Raw genomic sequence first — 24,684 nt, forward strand, 5'->3', positions numbered from 1 at the left:
CACCCAGCCACCGAAGGCTCTCGTGACCGCCGCCCTCATCATCGAACAGCTTCTGAACGGCTTGCAGCTCGGCGTCATGCTGTTCCTGATCGCGGCGGGCCTGACGCTGATCTTCGGCGTCATGGGCTTCATCAACCTCGCGCACGGCTCGCTCTACATGATCGGCGCTTTCGCCTGCGCTGCGATCGCGGCGGCGACCGGCTCGTTCTGGATCGGCCTTGCCGCAAGTCTCGTTGCGGCAGCCGCGGCGGGTGCGCTGATGGAGGTTGCGATCGTGCGCCGGCTCTATGAGCGCGACCATCTCGACCAGGTGCTGGCGACCTTCGCGCTGATCCTCATCCTGTCGGAAGGCACGCGCTGGCTGTTCGGCTCGTTTCCGCTCTATCTCGACATTCCACCGCTGTTGCAGGGCGCGGTGCCGCTGCCGGGCGGTGGCCAGTATCAGCTCTACCGGCTCGCGATCATCGGCGTCGGCATCCTCGTCGCAATTGGCCTCTATCTTCTGATCTCGCGCACGCGGCTCGGCATGCGCATCCGCGCCGGCGAGACCGACCGCGAGATGATCGCGGCGCTCGGTGTCGATATCCGTACGCTCTATACGGTGGTGTTTGCACTGGGCGCCGCCCTTGCCGGTCTTGCCGGCGCCATGGTCGGCGCGCTGCAGTCGGTGCAGGTCGGCATGGGCGAGCCGGCGCTGATCCTTGCCTTCGTCGTCATCGTCATCGGCGGCATCGGTTCGATCAAGGGCGCTCTTGTCGGCGCGATCCTCGTCGGCGTCGTCGATACGATGGGCCGTTTCCTCTTGCCCAAGCTGGTGGCGCTGGCGCTGCCCGCCTCGCAGGCCACCATGGTAGGAGCCGCACTTGCCTCGATGCTGATCTATGTCGTGATGGCGCTGATCCTGGCATTCCGCCCGCGCGGCCTGTTCGCAGGGCAAGGCTGATGGCGGCGCTGTCGCGGGAAACGATTGCCAACGGCGTGCTCGCGCTGCTCTTGCTGGTAGTGCCGCTGCTTGCCGCTGCATCGGGCGAGACCTTTTACATCACGCTTGCCACCCGCATCGTTATTCTTGCGCTGGCGGCGCTTGGCCTCAATATCGCGCTCGGCCTCGGCGGACTGGTGTCGTTCGGCCACGCCGCCTTCTTCGGCCTTGGCGGCTATGTCGCCGGCATTCTTGCCACGCATGCCTTCAACGGCGAGGCTTTGCTGTTCGGCCTGCCGGCCACCACTTCAATGCCGGTGATCTGGCTGGTGGCTGTCCTGCTGTGCGGTCTCGTCGCACTGCCGATCGGGGCGATATCCTTACGCACCTCTGGCGTCTATTTCATCATGATCACGCTCGCCTTCGCGCAGATGATCTACTACTTCGCCGTGTCATGGCCGGACTACGGCGGCGAAGACGGGCTGTCGCTTTATGTGCGCAACACCTTTCCCGGCGTGAACACGGCGCAGCCACTGCCCTATTTCCTCATCTGCCTCGCCGTGCTTGCTGCGGCGGCCTGCCTGTTCTGGCTGCTGCGCGGTTCGCGCTTCGGTGCGGCGCTGGAGGCTGCCCGGCAAAACACCACCCGGCTCTCTGCCGTCGGCATCGCGCCGTTCAGGATCAAGCTCGTCGCCTTCGTCATCTCGGCGATGGTGACCGGTCTTGCCGGGGCGCTGTTTGCCGACCTCAATCGCTTCGTCAGCCCATCGATGCTGTCATGGCAGATGTCGGGCGAACTGATCGTGCTGATCATCCTCGGCGGTAAGGGCCGGCTGTTCGGGCCGATTGCGGGTGCGATGGTCTATGTGCTGTTCGAATATGCGCTGGGCGGCATCACCGAGCGATGGCAGTTCTTCCTCGGCCTCGTGCTTCTCGGCGTCGTTTTGTTTGCGCGCGGCGGCCTGCTCGGCCTTGTCGCGGGGAGGGCGCGGCATGGCTGAGGCGATCCTTCAACTCACCGACCTCCGCAAGAATTTCGGTGCGCTGAAGGCGACCGATGGCGTCAGCCTCGACCTGCGCGCCGGCGAAATCCACGCGCTGATCGGCCCGAACGGGGCCGGCAAAAGCACGCTGATCCACCAGATTTCAGGTTCGCTGACACCCGACGGCGGCTCGATCCGCTTTCTTGGGCAAGACATGGCCGGGCTCGACATGGCGGTGCGGGCGCGGCGCGGGCTTGGCCGCAGCTTCCAGATATCGTCGCTGGCGCCTGAATTCACTGCGCTGCGCAATGTCATGCTGGCGGTACAGGCAAGGCAGGGGTCGAGCTTCCGCTTCTTCCGGTCGGTCGGAAGCGACAAGAGCCTGACCGATCCGGCGATGGCGATGCTGGCGAGAGTGGGTCTGGAAAACAGGGCGAGTGTGCCCGCTGCCGAACTGTCTCATGGCGAGCGCCGCCAGCTCGAAGTGGCGATTGCCCTGGCGCTTGGACCAAAAGCCTTTCTGCTTGATGAGCCGATGGCGGGGCTCGGCCCCGACGGATCGAAGAAGCTGACTGGCTTCCTCGATGCGCTTCGCCATGAAGCACCGATCCTTTTGGTCGAACACGACATGGATGCGGTGTTCGCACTGGCCGACCGCATCTCCGTGCTGGTCTATGGCCGTGTCATCGCCACCGGAACCGTCGACGAAATCCGCGCCAACCCGGAAGTGCGCCGGGCCTATCTGGGAGACACGGCATGAGCCTGCTGTCGCTCAAAGGCGTCGAGTCGTTCTACGGGGCATCGCAGGCGCTGTTCGGCGTCGACCTGTCGGTCGAGGACGGCGAGGTGGTGGCGCTGATGGGCCGCAACGGCATGGGCAAGACGACAACGATCAGCTCGATCCTCGGCATGGTCAAGCCGCGCGGCGGCTCGATCAATTTTGCCGGCAAGGAAATCGTGGGACAGCAACCGCATCGCATCGCCCAGCAGGGGATCGGGCTTGTGCCTGAAGGCCGCCGCTGCTTTCCGAACCTGACGGTCGAGGAGAATTTGCTAGTCGCGGCACGCGGCAGCGACTGGACGCTGGCACGGGTGACCGAGCTGTTCCCCCGCCTCGGCGAGCGGCTTGGCCAGTATGCCAATACGCTGTCGGGCGGCGAGCAGCAGATGCTTGCCATCGGCCGCGCGCTGATGACCAATCCGCGCCTGCTGATCCTCGACGAGGCGACCGAAGGGCTGGCGCCGGTGATCCGGCAGGACATCTGGGCTGCGCTGCGCAAGCTCAAAGCCGCCGGCCAGTCGATCCTCGTCGTAGACAAGACGCTCTCGGAGCTTTTGCCGGTCGCCGACCGCTGCTTCGTGCTGGAAAAAGGCGTCACCGTCTTCGAGGGCAAGCCCGACGCGCTCACGGCGGAACTTCAGGACCGCTATCTGGGGGTTTGATGCAGCTTGCCCCTCATCCGCCTGCCGGCACCTTCTCCCCGCAGGCGCGGAGAAGGGCGAAGCTCCAACGTTGCAGCCCCCTCTCCCAGTCCTTCACGGGGAGAGGGTAAGGGTGAGGGGCTATGTTCGGCTCACGTCACCGCCGACCTGACGGCAAAGCGGGGGTTCTTCCACGCGCTGTTGTCGAGGATGTCCTTGAGAACCTCGACTGCATTCCAGACATCGCGATAGCTGGTGTAGAGCGGCGTGAAGCCGAAGCGCATGATGGATGGAGCGCGGAAGTCGCCGATGACGCCGCGTTCGATCAGCGCCTGCATGATCTCATAGGCGTTGGCATGGGAGAAGGCGACCTGGCTGCCGCGTCGTTCGCTATCGCGCGTGGTTTCGAGCACCACGCCATGCTTGCCACATCGGGCCTCGACCAGTTCGATGAACAGGTCGGTGAGCGCAATGCTCTTCTTGCGCAGCGCCTGCATGTCGACATCGTCCCAGATGTCGAGCGCGCCCTTGAGAGCCCGCAACGACAGCATCGGCTGGGTGCCGCACTGGAAGCGGCGAATGCCCTCGCCACCGGCGAAGCTGTGTTCCATTGCGAAGGGGCGGGCATGCGCCCACCAGCCGCTCAGAGGCTGGACGATGCCGCCATGATGCTTGTGCGCGGCATAGATGAAGGCCTGCGAGCCCGGACCGCCATTCAGGTATTTGTAGGTGCAGCCGACAGCGAAGTCGGCCTCGGCTCCGTCGAGATCGACAGGAAGAGCGCCGGCGCTGTGGCACAGGTCCCAGATTACCAGCGCGCCGGCGGCGTGGATCTTGCTGGTCAGGGCTGCCATGTCGCGCAGCGCGCCGGTCTTGTAGTTGACGTGGTTGACCAGCACGACCGCCGTCTTGTCGTCGATCAGGTCTTCGAGGTTTGCCGCGTCAATGCCTTCCAGTCTGAGCGACGTGCCCGGATGGGTCGAAGCGACGCCCTCGGCCATGTAGAGGTCGGTCGGGAAACTGCCGCCTTCGGCGACGATGACATTACGGTCCGGGCGAAGCGCAAGGGCTGCGTGCAGGGCCTTGTAGATGTTAATCGAGGTGGTGTCCGCCACCACCGTCTGGCCCTTCGCGGCACCGACCAGCCGGCCGATGCGGTCGCCGAGTTCCAGAGGCAGGTTGAACCAGCCGGCGGTGTTCCAGCTACGGATGAGGCCGTTGGCCCATTCTTCCTTCGCCGCTTTTTCCAGTTCGGCAAAGACGGCGGGTGAGGCCGGTCCCAGTGAATTGCCGTCGAGATAGATGACGCCCTCGGGCAGGATGAAGCGGCTGCGGAAAGCGCGCAGCGGGTCGGCGGCATCCATGTTCTCGATGGCTGCGAGGTCTTTGGTCTTAGACATTGTCATCAGTGCCTATTCGCGGAACGTTTCCTTGGCGGCGGCTGGTCCGCGGCTGAGCTTCAGGCTGGGCAGGGCCAGCATGGTCAGCACGAACAGGCCGGTGGCAAGCTTGAGGTCGGGCGGTGGCATGCCGGCGGCAAGGCAGAGCGAGACAAGCTGGTAGTAGACGATCGCGCCGACGAAAGGCGCAGCCAGCTGGCGCAGCACCGTCTGCTTGCCGGTGATCGCCTCGCCGATCATCAGGGCGGCAAGGCCGTTGATGAGGATGCCGAGGCCCATGTTGACGTCGGCAAAGCCCTGGCTCTGCACCATCAGCGCGCCGCTGCCGGCCGAGAACGCGCCGGCAAGGCCGATGCCGCCGATGGTGGCGGCCCAGACGTTGATGCCTTGTGCCTCGGCCATGTCCGGGTTCGAGCCGACGGCGCGGACGGCTGTGCCCTTTTCAGTCTTGAAGAAGAAATAGAGCAGGGCCAGCACCAGCAGGCTGATCAGGCCGGCGACGACGATCTTGCTGGCGGGGAAGCCAGCCTGCATGCCGGGCACCCAGTCGAACACGGTCGGATTGCCGAACACCGACAGGTTGGAGCGGCCCATGATGCGCAGATTGACGCTGTAGAGCATCGTCATGATGAGGATGCCGGCCAAAAGCGAATGGATGCGGAAGCGCAAATGAATGAATGCCGTGCAGCAGCCGGCAAGAAAGCCGGCGAGCAGCGCAACCGCGATGGCAACCAGCGGTGAGGCGCCTGCTGCCAACAGCACGCCGCAGACGCAGCCGCCAAGCGGGAATGCGCCCTCGCTGGTCAGGTCCGGGAAGCTCAGCATGCGGAACGGGATCATGATGCCGAGCACGACGAAGCTCAGGATCAGGCTCTGCGCCAGCGTGACCGGGATCAGCGCGATGAAGCTGGCGAGCGTTGTTTCAAAAAAGCCCATTGTGGTCAGCTCGCCAGAAGCATGCGGTCGGTCTTGACCGAGAAATGGCCGATCAGGTCGGTCACGGTGACGTTCGCCTTTTCCTCGCCGGCGATCTCGAGGCGCATCTTGCCGGCGTCCAGCATGATGACGCGGTCACCGAAATCGACCGCATGCTGCATGTTGTGGGTGACCATCAGCGTGGTCAGCTTGAGCGCCTCGACGGTGCGGATGGTGGCCTGCATGACGATGTCGGCAGTGCGCGGATCGAGTGCCGCGGTGTGCTCGTCGAGCAGAAGCAGTTCGGGTGAGCCGCCGACCGCCATGATCAGCGACAGCGACTGCCGCTGGCCGCCGGACAGCAATTCCACCTTGGTGTTGAGGCGGTTTTCCAGGCCCAACCCAAGCACGGCCAGCCGCTCCTTGTAGGAGGCCAGCCGGGCGGCGTTCAGCCCCGGCCGTAGGCTGCGCGTTTTGGCCCGCAATTCGGCCAGCAGCATGTTTTCTGCTACCGTCATCGAGGCGGCGGTGCCGCGCATCGGGTCCTGGAAGACGCGGGCGAGGCGTGCCGCGCGTTTATGGACCGGCATCGGCGTGACATCGTCGTCGTTGATCAGCACCTTGCCGGAATCGAGCACCAGCGAGCCGGAAATGGCGTTGAGCATGCTCGACTTGCCGGCGCCGTTGGAACCGATGACGACGCCGAATTCGCCGGTCTTTAGTGAGAGGTTGAGGCCATCGAGCGCGATCTTCTCGTCCGCCTGACCCTTGTAGAAGACCTTGCGGGCCGACTGGATTTCCAGCATCCGCCTTCTCCACCGTTGTCGCAGGTTTGTGGAATTGCCTTTTAAGAAAAAGGCGGCGCTTTGAACGCCGCCTCTCCAGATCGATCCTCGCGGCTTAGTCCGCGAAGCAGTTGCAGTTGTCGAAGGATACCGGGATTTCGATGCCGAAATCCTTCGCCACCTTCTTCGAGATCAGCGGCGAATGGTCTTCATAAGCCGGCTTCGAGGGAGCAAGCGTCTTGGGATCGGCGCCCTTGAGGATCTGGGCGGCGATCTTGCCGGCGTTTTCGCCAACCTGCTCGTAGTTGACGGCGAAGCTTGCCGGTACGACGCCGTTGCGGACCGCGCCGTCATCGGAGTTGACGATCGGGATGCCTGCCTGGCGCGCTGCCGCCGAAACCGCCGCGATGGCTGGCTGCAACAGGTTGGAGGCGGGCGTGTAGATCACGTCTGCCTTGCCGGCAAAGGATGCGATGCGCTGCTGGATGTCGTTGACGTTGTCCACGCCGACGGCCACGACTTCGAAGCCTGCAGCAGGCGCAAGTTCCTTGATGTTGTCGAGCAGGGCGACGTCGTTGGCTTCGCCTGGATTGTAGGGCACGCCGAGACGCTTGGCATTGGGCAAAAGTTCATGGGTGAATTTCAGCACTGCGGACATGTCCTGCAGGTCGCTGGCGCCGGTGATGCCGTCGCCGCCTTCGGTCCACGAGGGAACCAGCTTGGCCGCGACCGGATCGGTGACGGCGGTGAAGACGATCGGAATGCCGGAGCCGGCGAGCGCCTTCTGGGCAATCTGCGAAACCGGCGTGGTGACGGTGTAGATCAGCTTCGGCTGTTCGGCCTGCAGCTTGGCGATCATCTGCGGCACCAGCGAAGCATCGAAATTGGTGTGGCTTTCCGAATAGACGACATCGGTGCCTTCGACGAAGCCATTGTCAGCCAGCGCCTTCTTGAAGCCGGCGATCGAGGCGTTCAGCTGCGGATGCTCGCCGAAATTGGCGATGCCGATCTTGATCGGGTCTGCGGCGGCGGTTGCAACGCTTGCGATGAAGGCGCCAGCAAGAACAATCCCGGACAGCCAGCCGGATTTCAACATGCTCATAAGTATCCTCCCAAACGACAAGGCACGCCTGATGGCGCCTCTTGGGGAAGATCATAACCGCTTCCGATGGCTTGTCAAACGCATATATATACGATCGATGATTTCGCCTAATCATATATAATTTGGCAGATCGGTCGTTTCATATATAATCGGTTTATCGGAAATCGTGGGTGCGGCCATGCAGGACGAAGGCTCGGCGAGCAAGACGGAAGCGGCCTACCGGTTGTTGCGACGCGACATCCTCGCAACCCGGCTGAAGCCGGGCGCGCCGCTGAAACTTGGCACGTTGCACGAAGCCTATGGGCTTGGCTGGACGCCCTTGCGCGAAGCCCTGTCGCGGCTCGAAGCGGAGAAGCTGGTCACCGCCATCAGCAATCGCGGCTTTGCCGTTGCGCCAGTCTCGCAAAAGGAACTGGAAGATCTCGCCCGCGCCCGCATGGTGGTCGAACTGCCGCTCCTGATCGAGTCCATCGGCAATGGCGATGCGGATTGGGAATCCGCCGTTGTGACCAGCCATTACCGGCTGTCGCGCTGCAAGATCGCGCCGGACGATCCATCCGATGCAGCTGTCGATGAATGGGACGAGAAGCACACCGCCTTCCATGCGGCGCTGATCAGCGCGGCAAAGTCGAGCTGGCTCTTGCGTTTCCAGTCGACCATTTCCGATCAGTTGCGGCGCCACCACCGCTTTCTCGGCCTTGCGCCCACGCTGAAAGCGGCGGCGGGCCAGCAGGACGGCTATGAAAAAGCCATCGCCGCGTTGCGCGAGGCAATGGCGATCGAGCATCACACGGCCTTGATGGAGGCTGCGCTCGACCGCGACATCGAGCGGGCGAAGGCGCTGATGATCGAGCACATCGGCTATACGCTACATGTCTACATCCACACCGAAGACCAGAATCCGGCGCACAAGGCCGCCGCCACAAAAGGCGTCAGGAGAGCAGGGGCGGCATGAGCGGCCCTCATCGCCCGTCGCTTACCGAAATCGAAGCGGCTCGCACCCGCATCGCCGCATATCTTCCACGCACGCCGCTGGTCCCGCTTGCTCTCGACTTGCCGGACCGGCGCATCTTCCTCAAGCTGGAAACCCTCTCACCCATCGGCGCTTTCAAGCTGAGACCGGCGCTTAACGCACTGCTTTCGCGGGACAGGCAGGAACTTTTGAATGGCGTCGCGATAGCGAGCTCCGGCAACATGGCCTATGGCATGGCCTGGGCGGCGAAGGCGCTCGGCATATCGATGGCGGCCTATATGTATTCGGGCGCACCACGGACAAAGATCGATGGCGTGCGTCGCCTCGGCGGCGAGGTCCGCTTCATCTCCATGGACACGTGGTGGCGCTACATCATCGATGCCGAGCGGCCCGACCTTGCCGAACTCCTGATCAATCCGGTGACCGACCAGGCCGTGCTCGACGGCAATGGCACGATCGGCATGGAAATCGTCGAAGACTTGCCTGATGTGGATGTGGTGCTGACGCCTTACGGCGGCGGCAGCATGACGACGGGCGTGGCGAGCGCGGTAAAAGCGCTGAAGCCGGGCGTGAAGGTTCTCGCCGTCGAGGATGAGAATGCGGCGCCGGTAACGGCGGCGCTCGCCGCGGGCCAGATCGTCGAGATCGCAACGAAGCCCTCCTTCATCAAGAGCATCGGCGGTCCTTCGCTGCTGCCGCAGATCTGGCCTGTCGTGCGCGAACTGATCGACGGAACGGCCACCGTCAGTCTTGAGCAGGTCACCGAAGCCATGCGCCTGTTGTTTGCCAAGGCCAAGGTCGTGGCGGAAGGCGCGGGTGCTGCGTCCGTTGCTGCGGCGCTTTCGTCCGATCATGCCAGGGGAAACGTTGTCTGCGTCGTTTCCGGCGGCAACATCGATCCCGAGGCATACAGGATCGTGCTGGCTGGCGGCATCCCTAATCCTTGAAGCCGGCGAATGGCCTTTCGTCTTGTTCGGCTTCGGGGATGGATAATATGTATTCATTTTCACATACTTAGACTTCGAGCTGCCCGATCGCATCGGTGAGAAAACCTCCACGTAACGTTGGAACGTTTTAAAGCGTGAAAGCTCGACTGTGTCGCCGGTAACACTGATTTCAGGGGCACGCAGGTAATCTACGCGAGTTATCTTTTCTGCCTGTTCGCGCGCGGTGATGGACCCAACAAGCGCTTGACACTTGAAGCTTAAAATGATGTATTTGCATGTAATGCATACGAACTCACCCAATCGTATGTAAATGGCTCACTCGTGAAACGATGAGTTGCAAAAGAATTGGGTGGAGGCGGCCTGATGCAGGGATACGCTGAAGAGTTTGACGTTATCGTCGTTGGCTCAGGAATATCGGGCGGCCTTTCTGCGGCGGCGTATCTGCAAAAATCCGGCTGCTCCGTGGCTGTCATCGAGAGAGACAAAAGCGGAGCGCCTTTTTCCAGCTTTTATGAGCGTTCCCCCGGTGTGCGGTTCGACGTGGCGCCGGTGAATTTCTCGGTCATGTCGCCAGCGATTGCCGACCTCGACCTCGCAAAGCACGGCTATCGTTTCAGCCGCTCCGAGGTGTTGTACTCGACGCTCGACGGCGCCGGCCGATCGGTGACCTTCTACGCCAACCCCAACAGGATGAAGGAAGAGCTTGAGCGATATTCGCCGGCCGACGCTTCGACCTTCCGGGACTTGCTCGTCGGGCTTGATGGCATATGCCGCGAGGTGCTCTCCCTAGCCTTCTTCACGCCGACGCCGGACAAGGCACGGGCAATCGAGCTGACCGCAGGCGTCGTCGGCATGAGCCCGTCCGATCTGGAAGGAATGGACGCGCCGACGCTCGTGGAGCGCCTGTTTGAATCCGATGTCGTTCGCATAGCTACTACGGCGCTGCCCGCAATCAACCTGTTCGGCGATCTGACGGTGCCGGGGCAGGGCGCGCTTGCGTGGCTTTGGACGTTCCTTATGCGCACATGCAATCTGCCTCACGATGGGCCAAGCCTCGCCCAAGCCGTGGAAAAGGCATTTCTCGCGCATGGCGGAACCCTGCACAAGGCAACCACGGCGCTGCACCTGATACGCGGTGAGGATGGCAGGTGCAGCGGCGTGGAAGTCGAGCACAACGGCGTTCGCCGGGTGCTTCGGGCTCGGCATGGCGTGATCAGCGATCTTGGTGCCGACCTCACGTCTGAATTGTTGCAGGACGAGTTGCGGCCGCAGTGGAAATCGGCCGGACGCACTGTCTTTACGGCCGATATCGTTCTCGACTGCCCGCTGGCGTGGGCGTCCGAGGGGTTTCGCCGGTCGCCGCGCGTCTATCTCCTGTGGGACAGTTGGCCCGACTGTGTGCGCTGGCTGCGCGCGGCTGCTGAAGACCGGGAAGAGGTATTCCTCGGGCACATCGAACTTACCCAGTTCTCGACCCTTTATGGTTGCGGTCCCGACGGAAGCGCCGCACTACGCGTTCGTTTCGGAACCGGTCCTTTTCTCGATTCCAATTGGGAAGCGCGGCGGGCCGTCTATGAGCAGGCGGTGCGCAAGCGCGTCCGTGCGCTGGATGCCGACGTGGTGATCCGGTCCGTCGAATTGACCACACCCCAGGACTACTGGCGTTGGAACCCTGCCGCGCGGTTCGGCAATCCGGTCGGCGGCGACTTTGTCGAGGGGCAGTGGCTGGGGCAGCGGCTGCCTTACAGAACGGATATTCCCGGGCTCTATCTGTCAAATTCGGTTTGGCCCACGTCACTTTCCTGGATGGCGCCCGGCTGCAACGCAGCCAAGGTCGTCGCGCAGGATATCGGCATCACGCTGCCGGCATGGTGGTCCGCTACGCCGCTTCCGCCATTTCCAACCTGATCGCGTGCATGTGGTGATGGGTGTGATGGGAACAAAAATAACAACATTCAACAAACCGTCAAAAAGGGGGAACCTATGAAAAACAAACGGTTGATTGGCCTTACCGCAGCTTTTGCTTCGTGCCTGCTGGGCTTCGCGCCGGCAAACGCGGCCGGAACTGACGCGCCCATAACGGTTGCCGTGGGCGTTGACCCCGCCTTCACGCCGTTTTTCGTGGCTGACGCCGAGGGAATGTTCAAGAAATACGGTTTGACCGTGCAAATCCAGCAATATGCCAATGGCGGCGAGGCGGCCGACGCGCTTGTTGCGCGCAGCGCCGATGTCGCGGGCGTTCCCGATTTCAACCTGCTTATCAGGGCGCCGCGTGCGGACCTCGACGCCATAGGCGTCTATGTCGAGGACGTCGGCAACTATGTGAAGGTGGTTGCGCGCAACGAGGTGTCGAGTCCGAAGGACGTCAAGCGCATCGGCATCGTTCCCGGCACATTCAGCCAATATGCGGCTGCCCGGTTCATGCAGGCCTACAGTCTTGATCCGGCATCGACGGAACTGGTGAATGCCGGACCGCCGGAAATGCCGCAGTTGCTGCAAAGCAGCGCCATGGATGCCTTCATCCTGTGGGAACCGTGGCCGACGCGGGCTGCCCAGCAAGGTGGGAAGGTGCTGATGCCGATCAGCGAGTTCGATCTCTCATACGTTCTGACGGTCTCGACCCGCCATGATTGGCTGCAAGACCACCCGGACCAGGGCAAGGCGTTCATGCAGGCAATGTCCGAGGCGACGGCCTTCGTGAAGGAGCATCCAGCAGAGGCAGCGGCAATTACAAAGGCAGCGGCGCAGACCCCGGAAGCCCTGACGGAACTTGCGGTGAAGCAGTTGCAGTTCGGGACGCGCGAAATCAGCGACCAGGATCGCGATCATTTCGAAAAAATGCTCGATTTCCTGACCGAGAAGAAGATTCTCGAAACCCGCCCATCCCTGGACGACCTGATCGTACACGGGTTCGCGCCAGCGGCGTCGGGCCAGTAATTGATGAGCGCCCTACAGGCCGTCAGTGCTTCGAGTGGCGCTGCCGGGCATAGCATCGAGTTCCGAAACGTATCCATCCGGTTCAACTCGTTCGATGCCGTGTCCGGCGTCTCGCTTCGGATCCAGCCAGGCGAGTTCGTGTGCCTGATCGGACCAAGCGGTTGCGGCAAGTCCACGCTCCTGAGCGCCGCCGCCGGCTTCCTGGGCACGCGCGGCGATGCACCGGGCGCGGTGGAAGGCGAGGTTCTCGTCAACGGAGAGCGCGTTCGCGGACCGGATATTTCGCGCGGCGTCGTCTTCCAATCGAGCGAGGCGCTCTTTCCCTGGCGCACGGTGCGGGAGAACGTGGCCTTCGGGCCACGCATCCGCGGCGTGCGCGGCGGCGAGCTGAGGGACCTGATCGATTACTACATCGCCCTTGTCGGCCTCGATCACGCCGCCGACCGGTTTCCGTCCCAACTGTCGGGCGGAATGCGTCAACGCGTCCAGCTGGCGCGCGTACTCGCCAACCAGCCAAGGGTGATCCTGATGGACGAACCGCTTGGCGCGCTGGATGCGCAGACCCGGTCCGTCATGCAGCGCGAGATCGAGCGCCTTTGGCAGGAAACGCAGTGCACGATGGTGTTCGTCACGCACGATCTGGACGAAGCCATCAAGCTCGGCGACCGCGTCGTTACCATGACCGCCGGTCCGGGGGCCGGCATCAAGTCCATCTACGATATCAAGCTTGAGCGCCCGCGCGACGAAACGACACCCGCTGCAATCGAACTTCATAGGGCGCTGAGGGATGACGTGGCCGAGGAAGTTTTGAAGACGCTCAGAAGCCAACGTCGCTGAGAGGCGTGAACCGATGACCATGGAAGTCAACCGAACCTACCCAGTCAACGGACCAAAGGCCTGGTACCAGAGATGGTGGGCTGTCCAGCCTGTCAGGTCCACCGTGATTTTCGCGCTGTCGCTGGCCATCGGACTGGTGGTCTGGCAGCTCATCAGCATCAAGTACGGCGTCTATTTCTTTCCCTCGCCATCCGAGACATGGATTGCGTTCAAGGAATTGGCGCAAGACGGCAGCCTTGCCACGTCAACTATCGATTCCGCCCGCCGCATCCTTGTCGGCTGGGGTCTTGGCCTCGTTGTCGGCATTCCGATCGGGCTGGTGATGGGGCGGTTCGGCTTCGTCCGGCAGCTTCTCGACCCCTACATCGAATTCTTTCGCTTCGTTCCGCCCATCTCGTTCGTTACGCTTGCGATCATATGGTTCGGCGTAGGCGAAGCCTCGAAAGTCGTTCTCATCTTCTATACAAGCGTGTTCATCGTCACCATCAGCACCATTGCCGGCGTGTTGGCCGTCGATCCGCTCAAGGTGCGCGCCGCGGCCTCATTAGGTGCCGGGCCGCTACGCACGATGTTCCTCGTCATCATTCCGGCAAGCATACCCGAGATCGTAACGGGCGCCCGCCTGGCCATGGGCAATTCCTTTTTGACCATCGTTTCGGCTGAAATCGTCGCGGCACAGCATGGTTTGGGCGCACTTATCTGGAAGTCGCGCAACTACGGTCGAACGGAATGGGTCTTCGTCGGCATCATTACCCTGGGGATCCTCGGTTTCCTGTTCGACAGGATCATCAGGGTGGCCGTGCGCCGCGGCCTTGCCCGCTACGTCAACCACGGCTGATCCATAAGCCGCGCTCCAGCCCGCCGAGGGTCTGTTTCAGCTTTCCAGGAAACCGCCGCTGCTGGGTGCTGCGGCGGCCGGCCCGATCTTCACTTCGCGGGGTCTTTGGGGCTCCACAGGACCGTCTTGGCGTCTTTCTCGTAGGCCATCCCGTCGGGATAGCTGATCGCTTCCAGTTGCAAGCCCCAGGGTGCCTGGAAATAAAGGATGGTCTGGCCGGCGGCGGGGCCCTCGTTGACGGGGATCGGACCCATGCGGGTCTTGACGCCCTTGCCGTCGAGATAGGTTTTCGCAGCCGCAACGTCGTCGACATAGAGCGCGATGTGGAAGCCGCCAATGTCGCTGTTCCTGGGCGTGGCGTCTTTCTGGTCCGGCGCGGTGTACTTGAACAGCTCGATGTTCGAGCCGCTGCCGCAACGGACCATGGTGATCTCTTCGATAACCGCCTTGGGGTCGACGCCGAGCACATCCTGCATGAACGTGCCCTTGTCGTCGGCAAAGGGTCCAAACGACATGGCCTTTTCGCAACCTACGACATTGGTGAAGAAATCGAGTGCCTGCTGCATGTCGGGAACAGTGATGCCCGTGTGGTCGTGGCCACGCATGCCGGGAATGGAATCCGCCAGTGCAGCGCCTGAGCCGTCAGCAATGGCGGCCACAACAATGATGCTTCGAACAAGGTTTCTCATCCAAGTCATCCTCCCGCGGGGCTCGATTGGAGACGTGCCGGGCCCCGCTGTCCGGCTAGCCGTTCTTCAGGCGCCCAGAGGCGGCTGAGTTTCCTTTTCCTCCACCGGCGTCGAGGCCAGCCAGTCGGGGTCGATCTCGGGCAGAGGAAAGGCCGCGATGAGTTCACGCGTATACGGGTGCTGGGGTGCCGCAAACAGCGTGTCGGTCGGGCCAGCCTCGACGATCTGTCCCATGCGCATGACGATCACCTGCCGGCACAGGCGGCGCACGACCGAGAGGTCGTGGCTTATGAAGGCGACGGTCAGTTCCATCTCGTCCGCCAGCCGCTCGAGCAATGTCAGAATTTGCGCCTGGGTCGATACGTCGAGGCCGGACACGATCTCGTCCGCCAGAACGAATTTCGGCGACAGGGCGAGCGCCCGTGCGATGCCCACGCGCTGGCGCTGGCCGCCGGACAATTCATGCCGGTAGCGGGTTGCGAAGGCCTGTGGCAGGCCGACGCGCGCCAGCGCCTCGGCAACACGTTCACCGACATTGGCGAGGCCGTTGTGCTTCAGCGGCGCGGCAATGATGGAGCCTATGGTGCGGCGCGGGTTGAGCGACGACATCGGGTCCTGAAAGATCATCTGCAGGTCGCGGCGAAGCGGCGCAAGCCTCTGTTCGCCGAGATGGGTGATGTCGTTGTCGTCGAACTTGACCGTGCCGTGCGTCGGTTCGATGAGCCGCACCAGCGAACGGCCAAGCGTCGATTTGCCGGAGCCGGATTCACCGACGATGCCGGTTACCGAGCGGCGAGGCAGGTCGAAGTCGAGCCCTTTCAGGATCTCCACCAGCGGCACGCGGCCAAATGGCGGCTTCCGCGTCATGTCGGGCAGCGCCACCTTCAGCCCGCGCACCTTGAACAGCGGCTCAGTCATGGCCGGAGCCTTTGGTGTTGGGTTTCCAGTTGCGGTCGGCGGTGGCGATCTCCGCAGACAGCCCTGCGAGCACGGCTTCGTCGACCGGGCGAAGCGACGCCATCGGGTCGGTGTAGCGCGGGGTCGCGGCCATCAGCGCGCGCGTATAGGCATGCTGCGGCGCGGCAAACAATGCGGCCGTGTCGGCCTGCTCCACCACCTTGCCGGCATAAAGCACGGTCACTTTCTGGCTGATCTTGGCGACCACGCCGAGGTCGTGGGTCACGAACAGGATTGCCGTTCCGTGTTCGCGCTGAAGTTCGGCAATCAGGCGCAGAATCTGCTTTTGCACGGTGACGTCAAGCGCCGTGGTCGGTTCGTCGGCAACGATCAGGCGCGGCTCGGCGGCGAAGGCGGCGGCAATCAGAACGCGCTGGCGCATCCCCCCCGACAGTTCGTGCGGATAGCAGCGAAGGACGCGATCCGGTTCGCGGATGCGCACATCGTCAAGCAGCTTGCGGATGCGCCGGTCAGCCTTGGCGCTGTCCCAGCCGAGTATCCTGACCAGCCGATCCGTCATCTGCGGGCCGATGCGTCGCGACGGGTTGAGCGCCGTCAGCGGGTCCTGCGGGATCAGCGCGGTGCGCGCGCCGATCAGTGCACGGCTGGCGCGCGGCGAGAGGTTTCCAAGGTCCGTGCCTTCAAGCGTGATGCGGCCCTCGACGACGCGAATGCTCGGCGGCAACACGCCGAGCACGGCCTTGCCGATCATGCTCTTGCCCGCGCCGCTTTCGCCGACCAGCGCGCGGACTTCGCCCGGCTCGACGGTGAGCGACACCGAGCGCAGCACGCGCACGCCATTGGCAAGGGTGGCGCTGAGGCTCTCGATTTCGAGGCAGGGCGTGCTCATCGCAGCACCGGGTCGAAACGCGACTTCAGTCCCTCGCCGAACTGGCTGAAGGACAACACCGTCAGGATCAGCATGATGAGCGGGAAGACCAGCACCCACCAGGCCTGATGGATCGACAGCCGTCCCTCCGCTATCATGCCGCCCCAGGTCGGGTCGTCGGTGGAGATCGAAAGGTTGACGAAGGACAGGATCGCCTCGACGATCACGGCTATGCCCATCTCCAGCGACAGCAATGCGACGATCGTCGGCAACACGTTGGGCAGCACCTCGCGCAGCATGACGTCGATGCGGGAAAAGCCGGCTATGCGGGCGTTCTCGACATAGTCCATCCGTGCCTGGCTCATCGCCTCGGCGCGCACCACGCGGCAGAAACGCGTCCAGTCGATGACGGCGATGGCGATGATGACGGAGCTTAAGCCGGTGCCGAGTACCGCAACCAGCAGGATGGCGAACAGCACCGGCGGGAAGGCCATCCAGATATCGACGATGCGCGAAACGATGCGGTCTGCCCAGCCGCCGAAATAGCCGGCAACCAGCCCGAGCGCAGACCCGGTCAGGCATGCGGCTATTGCCGCTGCGAAGGCGACGGCGAAGGCGATGCGGCCGCCATAGATCAGGCGCGAGAGCAGATCGCGGCCAAGGCTGTCGGTGCCCAGCCAGTAGCCGGGTTCGGCGCCCGTCACCCAGAATGGCGGCAGGCGTTCCAGCATCAGGTCCTGCGCCAGCGGGTCGTGCGGCGCCACCAGCGGGGCAAAGATTGCCGCCATCAGCACTGCCAGCAGCCAGCCGCCGGCCAGCCAAAGGCGCGGGTTGGCCCGTCGTGGGAGCTGGCGCGCCTCAACCATGGCGCAGCCTCGGGTTGAGCAGGGCGTAAGCCATATCGACAGCCAGATTGATCACCACGAACAAAAGCGCGAACACAAGCACGATCCCCTGGATCAGGGGCAGGTCGCGGTTGACGACGGCATCGATGGCCATGTTGCCCAGCCCTTCGTAGGAAAACAGCCGTTCGACGATGACCGTGCCGCCGATGAGGAAAGTGAACTGGACGCCGACAAGGGTGAGCGTCGGCAGCGCCGCGTTCTTCAAGCCTTCGCGCAGGATCACCTGCGTCTCGGAAAATCCCTTCACGCGGGCAAGCACCATGTAGTCGAGCGTCAAGAGTTCCTTCAGCGATTGCTTCAACAGCTGCGCGATGATGGCTGCCAACGGCAGGGCCAGCGCCAACGCTGGCATGAACATGTGGCCGAGCAGGTTCGCCGTCAGGTCGAAGCGCAGCCGGACGATGCTTTCGAACAGATAGAAATTGGTGGTGAATGGCAGGTCGAGTTGCGGCGAGACGCGGCCCGATATTTCGAAAACCGGCATCAGCACGCCGAACAGAAGGATCAGCACCAGCCCCCACAGGAAATCCGGTATGGAAAGGGCAACGCCGTTGGCGACATCGATACCGGCCTCCACCGCCGTACCGCGCTCCCGTGCGCCGAGTACGGCCAGAGGCAGGCCGATGGCCAGTGCAATAAGGAGAGCGAAGATAGACAGTTCCAGCGTTGCCGGCAGGCGGCCAAGCACCAGGCCAAGCACATTCTGGCGAAGCGAGATCGAGGTGCCGAAGTCGCCGTGGACGACGCCGGACAACCAGATGACGAATTGCTCGATCAACGATTTGTCGAGGCCGTAAAGTGCGCGCAGCCTGTCGATGTCGGCCTGGCTTGCGCCCGGCGGCAGCATCATCGCGATGGGGTCGCCGGGTGCGATGCGGATCACCACGAAAACAACAACCGCCACCCCGAACAAGGTGGCGATCATGGTCAAGAGGCGCGTCAATGTTCTTTGCAGGATCATTCAGGCAATGGACCTGGCTGTTCGGCTGGGCGGCGGGGCCGGATGGCGACACTGACGCACGCTGCCCGGTTGGATGAGGGCGGCGCGCGTTTCTGCTGTGCCGTCAGGCTGGCGTCATCAGCGCCGGTAACAGGGCGCCGGATTTATGCTGCACCACATTCACGCCCTTGGCGTGCACGATCGGCTGGGCATATTGCAGCAGCGGCAGCACATAGGCGTTGTCTGCGACTAGCTTGGAGACCGCCTTCCAGCCGGCGATGCGCTTGGCTTCGTCGGCTTCGCCCCAAAGCGGGTTGATGGCGTCGATCACGTCCTTGGTGTCCCACACCGAATGTGGGCTCGGCCCATACATGGCAAAGCCGGTCGATGTGGTAGGATCGCCGACGGCGTCGCCCCAGTTGTAGAACGCGGCCGGTGCCAGCTTGTCGGCGGCACGCAGTTCGTAGTGCTTGGCGATCTCGTAGACCTCGATCGTCGCTTCGATGCCCACCTTGCGCCACATGCCGACGATCGCCTGGATCATCTCGTAGTCCTTGGGCTTGAAGCCCTTGGTCGTCTGGATGGTGAACTTGACCGGCTTGTCCGTGGAATAGCCGGAAGCAGCGAGCAGTTCCTTGGCCTTCTCGGGATTGTATTCGACCTTGATGGACGGGTCGAAGGCCGCGTATTCCGGTGTCTCCAGCGTATCGATCGGCAAGCCGTAGCCGCGCGGCAGACGGTCGACCAGAAGCTTCTTGTCGACCGACATGACGGCGGCGTGGCGCACGTTGGCGTCAAGCATGACGTCGATGTCGTTGAAGAAGATCATGCCGATGTCGGACACCGTCTCGCAGGAGCCAGCCATGCCGTCCTTGGCAATCAAGCGGTCATATTCCTCGTAGGGGATTTCCAGCGTCACCTGCGAGCTGCCGGATTCGATTTCGGCCACGCGGCTTGCCGCGTCGGTGACGAACTTGATGGTGACGTTTTCAAAGGCAGGCTTGCCGCCCCACCAGTTCGGATTGGCCTTCAGGCGCAGGAAGGCATTCTGCTCGAATTTTTCGACCATGTATGGGCCGGTGCCGATCGGGGCCTTTTCGAAGCCTTCGGCACCCACCTTCTCGTAATAGGCCTTCGGCAGCACGTAGCCGGTGAGGAACGACATCCACTTGAAGATCGTCGGCTCGAATTCCAGCACGTCGGCGGTCACGCGGTTGCCTTCGGCCTTGATGTTGCCGATCTTGGCCCAGACGAGCTGAATCGGGTTGCCGGTCTCGGCCTTGCCGGCGCGCTCCAGTGACCAGGCTATGTCCTCGGCGGTAAAGGGGCTGCCGTCATGCCACGTCACGCCGTCGCGCACGGTCATGTGGATCTGCTTCTTGTCGTCGCTCCAGCCCCATTCGGTCAACAGGCCGGGCGCGAAGGACAGGTCCGGCTTCTGCAGGATGAACTGGTCGAAGACGGATTGATAAAGGCCCTGGATGGTCGGGTTGACGGCCGAAGGTCCGGTCGTCGGGTCCCACGAAGGCAGGTTGACGTTGTAGGCAATGGTGAGTTCGCCCTTGTCTTGGGCAAAGAGCTTGCTGGGCAAGGAAAGGCTGGCGGCGGCTACGCCGGCGCCGGCCAGTTTCAAGAGCGTTCGTCTGTCGGTTTTCGTACTCATCGCTAGTTCCCCTTGGTTATTGTCGAGAGAAAATCGAAATGGATGGCAGTCACCCTCCGGCGAGCTGCCGGGCGAGCATGTAGCCTGACCCCGCGCCGACGCCGGCGCCCGGCCATGTGGCCGCCCCCGCAAGGTGAAAGTTGCGTACGGGCGTGTTCCAGCCGGCGGCGCCTGTTACCGGCCGGAAAAGGAAGTTCTGCGCCAGGTGATGGCTGCCGCAGATCTGGTCGCCGCCAACCAGGTTGGCGTTGCCGCGCTCGAGGTCGAGCGGGCTCATGACCTTGCGTTCGATGATGGAGGCCGACAGGCCGGGCGCATAGCGTTCGATGAGGGCAATGACCCTGTCGGCATAGGTCTCGCGCACCGCCTCCCAGTCGCGCGCATCGATCACACCTGCGGCGTCGCCCTTGATCTCGGCTGGCACGACGCGGGCCTGCAGCCACAATATATGTTTTCCCGCCGGTGCGCGGCTCGGGTCGATGGCGGTCGGCTGGCCGACGACGACGACCGGCTCCACCGGCAAAAGCCCGGCCTTGGCTTCCTGGTAAGCCTTTGCCATCACATCGAGCGACGGCGCCACGTGCACATAGGCGAAACGCTTGAGTTCGGAAGCGGTCCAGTCCGGCAAGGTGTTCACGGCCAGATGGACCATCATCGTGCCCGGCGCATGACGGAAATCGCGTATCTTTTTGTCGAAGCGTTCATCGCCCGAGCCTCGCGGCAGGAGCCCGGCCAGAGCGCGCGGCGCAACGGTGGCGATGACGGCGCGGCGCGCTTCGATGGTGCGTCCGTCTGCCAGCACCACGCCCGTTGCCCTGCCGCCATCGGTCAACACGCGCTCGACGCGGGCGTTGCATTCCACCTTGCCGCCGTGCGCCTCGACCATCGCGGCCAGCGCCTTGATCATCGTATCCGCGCCGCCTTTGCCCAGCACCATGCCGAAGCTCTGGTTGGCCATGCCTTCGAGATAAGGGAAGACGGCGCCGCCGGCGATGTCGGGGGCGAAATCGAGATGCATGCCCCAGGCTCCGAGCAGCGCCTTGACCTCATCGCTCTCGAATGTCTCGTCCAGCCAGGCGCGCGGCGAGGAAAGCAGGAAACGGCCGAGTTCCAGCGTGCCGGACAGCCCAGCCTTGCGCAGCAGCGAAAACAGGATGCGTGCAAGCGCATACATTTTCATAGGATTGCCCAGGATAGACAAGATGAGTTCGGCGCGGCCTGGAAAGGCCTTGACCAAGCTCTCCCATGTCTGCGAATCTTTCTCCGAAAAGGTGCGGATGCGGGCCACTGTGGTGGCAAGGTCGGTCGATACGCCGACCCAGCGCCCGCCCGGGAAAACCGATGCGAAGCAATCCTGCACGGGTGCGAATTCCAGCCCGTTCCGCGCCAGTTCCGGCCCGTAAACCCTGTTAAAGGCCGAACCTGCGAACAGGCTAAGGTTCATGGCGGCAAGGTCGTGGCGGAAGCCCGGTGCGGTGAGTTCGAGCGTCTTGACGGCGCCGCCCGGACGGTCGGCCGTTTCGAACAAGCCAACCTTCCAGCCGCGCTTGGCGAGATGCACAGCGCCGGCTAGCGCGTTGTGTCCCGCGCCAATGAAAATTGCATCGTAGTGGGCCATGGAATTAGTTCATCCTTAAAATGATATTTGCATATGCATCTAAACTCGTCTAGCCTGATCTTGGAGGAAACCGCAGGAGACGGACCCGTCCGAATGGTGGGTGGAGGATCCGCGGCGCGCGCAACCAGGAGGAAAAAGTCCATGACCGCAGCAAGCACGCTCGCCAGCCTGGCCGAGCTTTTGGCGAGTGGGAAAGTCGAGGTCGTCGATCTGTCGGCACCGCTCGGGCCGGACACGCCGCTGTTGAAGCTGCCGCCGGAACTGGCCAAGGACACACCCAAGATCGAGATCCATTCGATCTCGGAATATGACAAGGACGGACCGTTCTGGGCCTGGAACTGGCTGAAGATCGGCGAGCATTCCGGCACGCATTTCGATGCGCCGCACCATTGGATCACCGGCAAGGACTATTCCGACGGCTATACCGACACGATCAGGCCCGGCAATTTCATCGCGCCGGTCAATGTCATCGACTGCTCGAAGGAATCGGGAGCCAACAACGATTTCCTGCTTACCGCCGACGGCGTGAAGGCATGGGAAGCCAAGCACGGCGCGATCGGCAAGGGCGAATGGGTCGTCATGCGCAGTGACTGGGACAAGCGCAACGGTTCCGAGGCAGCCTTCCTGAACGCCGACGCCAACGGCCCGCATTCGCCGGGCCCGACGGTTGACTGCATCGAATACATCATCGCGCAGGGCGCAATCGGCTGGGGCACGCAGTGCATCGGCACCGATGCGGGTGCGGCGGGAGGCATGACGCCGCCCTTTCCGGCCCACAACCTGATGCACAAGGCCAACCGCTACGGCCTCGCCAGTCTGTGCAATCTCGACAAGTTGCCGGCCAAGGGCGCGATCCTGATCGCGGCGCCATTGAAGATCGTTCACGGCACCGGCAGTCCGATCCGCGCGCTGGCGCTGGTGCCGCGGGCCTGACGCAGGGGCCCGGGGGAAGTGGCCCACGATCACGTCATCATCGGCAGCGGCATCAACGGGCTGGTTGCGGCAGCAATGCTGTCACGGCAGGGCGCGTCGGTGCTGCTTCTGGAGCGCGAGGAGCGCCTCGGCGGCTGCATGATGAGCAGCGAGGTAACGCTCCCCGGCTTCACCCATGACGTAATGGCAGCCACTTTCGTGCTGTTCTTGACCGGTCCGGCTCATGCCGAGCTTGGCCAGGACCTTGCCCGGCACGGGCTTGAGTTCTGCCACACGCCGCATCCGACGGCGGTGCTTCGGCCGGATGGTTCCAGCGTCGTGCTGAGCATGGACCGCGCCGCCAACGTGGCGGCGTTCAATGCGCTGGCGGCCGGCGACGGCGACCGGCACGCCACGGATGTCGGTTCGATCGAGGCCAATGCGCAACTCTTGTTCGGCTTGCTCGGCGGGCAATTATGGAGCTTCGCCACGGCAAAGCTTCTGGCGAGAGAAGCCTGGCGGCGTGGCCTTCGCGGCCTCGTCGATTATTTTGGAACGGCGCTTGCGCCGGCGCGCGGCTGGCTGGAAGCCGGCTACGCGTCGCCGCAAATCCAGGCGCTTTATGCACCGTGGACGCTGCATTGCGGCCTTTCGCCCGAAGACACCTATTCCGCCCAGATGGGCAAGGTCGTCGCCTTCGCGCTGGAAGCGGCGGGTGCGCCCATCGTCAAGGGCGGAGCCGGCAAGGCCGCAGCCGCCTTCCGCGCCTTGATCGAGGAGAATGGCGGGGAGGTCAGGACGGGTGCCGATGCCGAGCACATCGTGGTTCGCGGCGGCAGGGCGGTCGCTGTCAGGCTGGCTGGAGGACAGGAAATCGAGGCTGCGAAATCGGTTATCGCCTCAGTTGCGCCGGGCCAGCTCTACGGCCGTCTTCTCGGCAGCGACGCGCCGGCTCCGGCGCGCGAGGCAACGCGCGTCTACCGTCATGGCCGTGGCGATTTCCAACTCCACTATGCCCTCGATCATGCGCCGCGCTGGCGCGCGAGCGGGTTGGAACAGGTCGCGCTCATTCATCTGACCGACGGTATCGATGCCGTTTCCAAGTCGCATAACGAGGCAACGCGCGGCATGCTGCCCGAAACGCCGACGATGTGCGTCGGCCAGCCGGCGGCGCTTGATCCGTCGCGCTGTCCTGAAGGGAAAGCGATCCTGTGGATACAGGTGCCGGACGCACCGCGCGCCATCAAGGGCGATGCGGCCGGTATGATCCCAACGCAAGGCACGTGGGATGAAGTGACACGCGAGGCTTTCGCGGACCGTATCGAGGCCATCCTCGCCAATCATATCGAAGGGTTCCGCGAAACCGTGCTGGCGCGGCGGGCATATTCGCCGGCAGATCTCGAAGCTATGAACGTCAATCTCGCCGGCGGCGACCCTTACGGCGGCGCTTGCACCATCGACCAGTTCTTCGTATGGCGTCCGTTCCCCGGTTCCGTCAATTATCGCACCGCGGTGCAATCTCTCTATCACATCGGGGCCTCCACCCATCCGGGTCCGGGCCTTGGTGGCGGGTCGGGCTTCCTCGTTTCCAAGGAGCTGCGATGAACGACCATACGATCATAGGAGATCAGGCAGAAGGCCCTCGCCTCGGCGAGATCGGATTGCAGCAGTTCGCGCCCTATCTGATGAACCGCATCATGGGGCGCTACAATGCCTCACTGCGGGAGGATCTCGCCAAGCTTGGCCTCACCACGCCGAAGATGCGGGCGCTGGCAGTGCTTTCGGTCATCGAAGGGCCGACGATCTCGCAGCTTGCGGTCTATGCCGTGGCCGAGCAGTCGACGCTGAGCCGGGCGCTTGATTCGCTCGAGGCCGACGGGCTGGTGCGACGCATTGCCGACCCAAGCGACAATCGCGCCACCCGCGTTTCCATCACCGAGGCCGGACGCGCTGCTTTCGAGCAAATGTGGCCGACGATGCGCGACAGCTACGCGCGCATGTTCAAAGGTATCGACGTCGCGGAGCGGACCGCCTTCGTGGCGACGCTTCAGAAGATGCTCCGCAACATCCGCAAGCACGATTTCTGAAGCGCAGGCATGTATCTGAGGAG

General features: G+C 63.2%; 24 protein-coding genes. 13 read left to right on the forward strand and 11 right to left on the reverse strand.

Features of this window, described 5'->3' with window-relative positions; all coding sequences use genetic code 11:
- Nucleotides 1-22: 22 nt before the first annotated feature.
- The 4 genes from ASD50_RS07855 to ASD50_RS07870 are packed head-to-tail and all read left to right on the forward strand — an operon-like array spanning nt 23 to nt 3,348.
- Nucleotides 23-943, forward strand: a complete 921-nt coding sequence (locus ASD50_RS07855) for a branched-chain amino acid ABC transporter permease (protein ID WP_056238466.1) — start codon at nt 23-25, stop codon at nt 941-943.
- A gap of 8 nt (nt 944-951) precedes the next feature.
- Entirely contained in the window at nt 952-1,923 is a 972-nt protein-coding gene (locus ASD50_RS07860; protein WP_056238820.1) for a branched-chain amino acid ABC transporter permease, read from the forward strand.
- Complete coding sequence (locus ASD50_RS07865; RefSeq protein WP_056238469.1) at nt 1,916-2,665, forward strand: ABC transporter ATP-binding protein; 750 nt, start codon at nt 1,916-1,918, stop codon at nt 2,663-2,665. Before ASD50_RS07860 ends, ASD50_RS07865 begins: the two co-directional genes overlap by 8 nt.
- The gene (locus ASD50_RS07870) at nt 2,662-3,348 is read left to right on the forward strand and encodes an ABC transporter ATP-binding protein (RefSeq protein ID WP_056238473.1); all 687 of its coding nucleotides are present in this window, start codon (nt 2,662-2,664) and stop codon (nt 3,346-3,348) included. The genes ASD50_RS07865 and ASD50_RS07870 overlap by 4 nt, the downstream gene beginning before the upstream one ends.
- Before the next feature lie 131 nt (nt 3,349-3,479).
- On the opposite strand, the gene kynU is transcribed toward ASD50_RS07870, so the two are convergent.
- The 4 genes from kynU to ASD50_RS07890 form a co-directional block, all read right to left on the reverse strand.
- Nucleotides 3,480-4,727, reverse strand: a complete 1,248-nt coding sequence (kynU, locus tag ASD50_RS07875; protein ID WP_056238475.1) for a kynureninase — start codon at nt 4,725-4,727, stop codon at nt 3,480-3,482.
- A 12-nt stretch (nt 4,728-4,739) separates the two neighbouring features.
- A complete protein-coding gene (locus ASD50_RS07880; RefSeq protein ID WP_056238477.1) occupies nt 4,740-5,663 on the reverse strand; it encodes an ABC transporter permease in 924 nt (307 codons plus the stop codon).
- A gap of 5 nt (nt 5,664-5,668) precedes the next feature.
- Nucleotides 5,669-6,448, reverse strand: coding sequence for an ABC transporter ATP-binding protein (locus tag ASD50_RS07885; RefSeq protein ID WP_056238482.1), 780 nt, complete (start codon nt 6,446-6,448; stop codon nt 5,669-5,671).
- Nucleotides 6,449-6,542: 94 nt separating this feature from the next.
- The gene (locus ASD50_RS07890) at nt 6,543-7,529 is read right to left on the reverse strand and encodes an ABC transporter substrate-binding protein (RefSeq protein WP_056238485.1); all 987 of its coding nucleotides are present in this window, start codon (nt 7,527-7,529) and stop codon (nt 6,543-6,545) included.
- Nucleotides 7,530-7,707: 178 nt separating this feature from the next.
- Between ASD50_RS07890 and ASD50_RS07895 the strand changes: the two genes are divergently transcribed.
- From ASD50_RS07895 to ASD50_RS07920, 6 genes are all read left to right on the forward strand, one after another.
- Nucleotides 7,708-8,484 carry a GntR family transcriptional regulator gene (locus ASD50_RS07895; protein ID WP_056238488.1) on the forward strand — a complete coding sequence of 259 codons (777 nt, stop codon included), beginning with the start codon at nt 7,708-7,710 and terminating at the stop codon, nt 8,482-8,484.
- Nucleotides 8,481-9,449: a pyridoxal-phosphate dependent enzyme gene (locus ASD50_RS07900; protein ID WP_056238491.1), complete on the forward strand. Its 969-nt coding sequence runs from the start codon at nt 8,481-8,483 to the stop codon at nt 9,447-9,449. Before ASD50_RS07895 ends, ASD50_RS07900 begins: the two co-directional genes overlap by 4 nt.
- 363 nt (nt 9,450-9,812) lie before the next feature.
- Nucleotides 9,813-11,357, forward strand: coding sequence for a phytoene desaturase family protein (locus ASD50_RS07905; RefSeq protein WP_056238493.1), 1,545 nt, complete (start codon nt 9,813-9,815; stop codon nt 11,355-11,357).
- A gap of 75 nt (nt 11,358-11,432) precedes the next feature.
- Nucleotides 11,433-12,386 (forward strand): ABC transporter substrate-binding protein, encoded by a 954-nt coding sequence (locus ASD50_RS07910; RefSeq protein WP_056238496.1) that lies wholly within the window; start codon nt 11,433-11,435, stop codon nt 12,384-12,386.
- A gap of 3 nt (nt 12,387-12,389) precedes the next feature.
- The gene (locus tag ASD50_RS07915; RefSeq protein ID WP_056238499.1) at nt 12,390-13,223 is read left to right on the forward strand and encodes an ABC transporter ATP-binding protein; all 834 of its coding nucleotides are present in this window, start codon (nt 12,390-12,392) and stop codon (nt 13,221-13,223) included.
- A gap of 13 nt (nt 13,224-13,236) precedes the next feature.
- Nucleotides 13,237-14,061, forward strand: coding sequence for an ABC transporter permease (locus tag ASD50_RS07920; RefSeq protein ID WP_056238502.1), 825 nt, complete (start codon nt 13,237-13,239; stop codon nt 14,059-14,061).
- An 89-nt stretch (nt 14,062-14,150) separates the two neighbouring features.
- On the opposite strand, the gene ASD50_RS07925 is transcribed toward ASD50_RS07920, so the two are convergent.
- The 7 genes from ASD50_RS07925 to ASD50_RS07955 form a co-directional block, all read right to left on the reverse strand.
- On the reverse strand, nt 14,151-14,750 hold the full coding sequence (locus ASD50_RS07925) for a VOC family protein (RefSeq protein WP_056238504.1): 600 nt from the start codon (nt 14,748-14,750) through the stop codon (nt 14,151-14,153).
- 66 nt (nt 14,751-14,816) lie between these two features.
- Nucleotides 14,817-15,668, reverse strand: a complete 852-nt coding sequence (locus ASD50_RS07930; RefSeq protein ID WP_056238506.1) for an ATP-binding cassette domain-containing protein — start codon at nt 15,666-15,668, stop codon at nt 14,817-14,819.
- On the reverse strand, nt 15,661-16,557 hold the full coding sequence (locus ASD50_RS07935; RefSeq protein ID WP_056238508.1) for an ABC transporter ATP-binding protein: 897 nt from the start codon (nt 16,555-16,557) through the stop codon (nt 15,661-15,663). The genes ASD50_RS07930 and ASD50_RS07935 overlap by 8 nt, the downstream gene beginning before the upstream one ends.
- On the reverse strand, nt 16,554-17,402 hold the full coding sequence (locus tag ASD50_RS07940) for an ABC transporter permease (RefSeq protein ID WP_056238511.1): 849 nt from the start codon (nt 17,400-17,402) through the stop codon (nt 16,554-16,556). The genes ASD50_RS07935 and ASD50_RS07940 overlap by 4 nt, the downstream gene beginning before the upstream one ends.
- Complete coding sequence (locus ASD50_RS07945; RefSeq protein ID WP_056238516.1) at nt 17,395-18,402, reverse strand: ABC transporter permease; 1,008 nt, start codon at nt 18,400-18,402, stop codon at nt 17,395-17,397. Before ASD50_RS07945 ends, ASD50_RS07940 begins: the two co-directional genes overlap by 8 nt.
- 103 nt (nt 18,403-18,505) lie before the next feature.
- Nucleotides 18,506-20,044 (reverse strand): ABC transporter substrate-binding protein, encoded by a 1,539-nt coding sequence (locus ASD50_RS07950; RefSeq protein ID WP_056238519.1) that lies wholly within the window; start codon nt 20,042-20,044, stop codon nt 18,506-18,508.
- A 49-nt stretch (nt 20,045-20,093) separates the two neighbouring features.
- Nucleotides 20,094-21,662 carry a phytoene desaturase family protein gene (locus ASD50_RS07955; protein ID WP_056238525.1) on the reverse strand — a complete coding sequence of 523 codons (1,569 nt, stop codon included), beginning with the start codon at nt 21,660-21,662 and terminating at the stop codon, nt 20,094-20,096.
- 141 nt (nt 21,663-21,803) lie between these two features.
- Between ASD50_RS07955 and ASD50_RS07960 the strand changes: the two genes are divergently transcribed.
- The 3 genes from ASD50_RS07960 to ASD50_RS07970 are packed head-to-tail and all read left to right on the forward strand — an operon-like array spanning nt 21,804 to nt 24,661.
- A complete protein-coding gene (locus ASD50_RS07960) occupies nt 21,804-22,595 on the forward strand; it encodes a cyclase family protein (RefSeq protein WP_056238527.1) in 792 nt (263 codons plus the stop codon).
- 18 nt (nt 22,596-22,613) lie between these two features.
- Complete coding sequence (locus ASD50_RS07965) at nt 22,614-24,179, forward strand: phytoene desaturase family protein (RefSeq protein WP_082549533.1); 1,566 nt, start codon at nt 22,614-22,616, stop codon at nt 24,177-24,179.
- Complete coding sequence (locus ASD50_RS07970) at nt 24,176-24,661, forward strand: MarR family winged helix-turn-helix transcriptional regulator (protein ID WP_056238529.1); 486 nt, start codon at nt 24,176-24,178, stop codon at nt 24,659-24,661. Before ASD50_RS07965 ends, ASD50_RS07970 begins: the two co-directional genes overlap by 4 nt.
- The last annotated feature ends 23 nt before the right edge of the window (nt 24,662-24,684 follow it).

This window comes from Mesorhizobium sp. Root552, assembly GCF_001427285.1.
GTDB lineage: Bacteria > Pseudomonadota > Alphaproteobacteria > Rhizobiales > Rhizobiaceae > Mesorhizobium.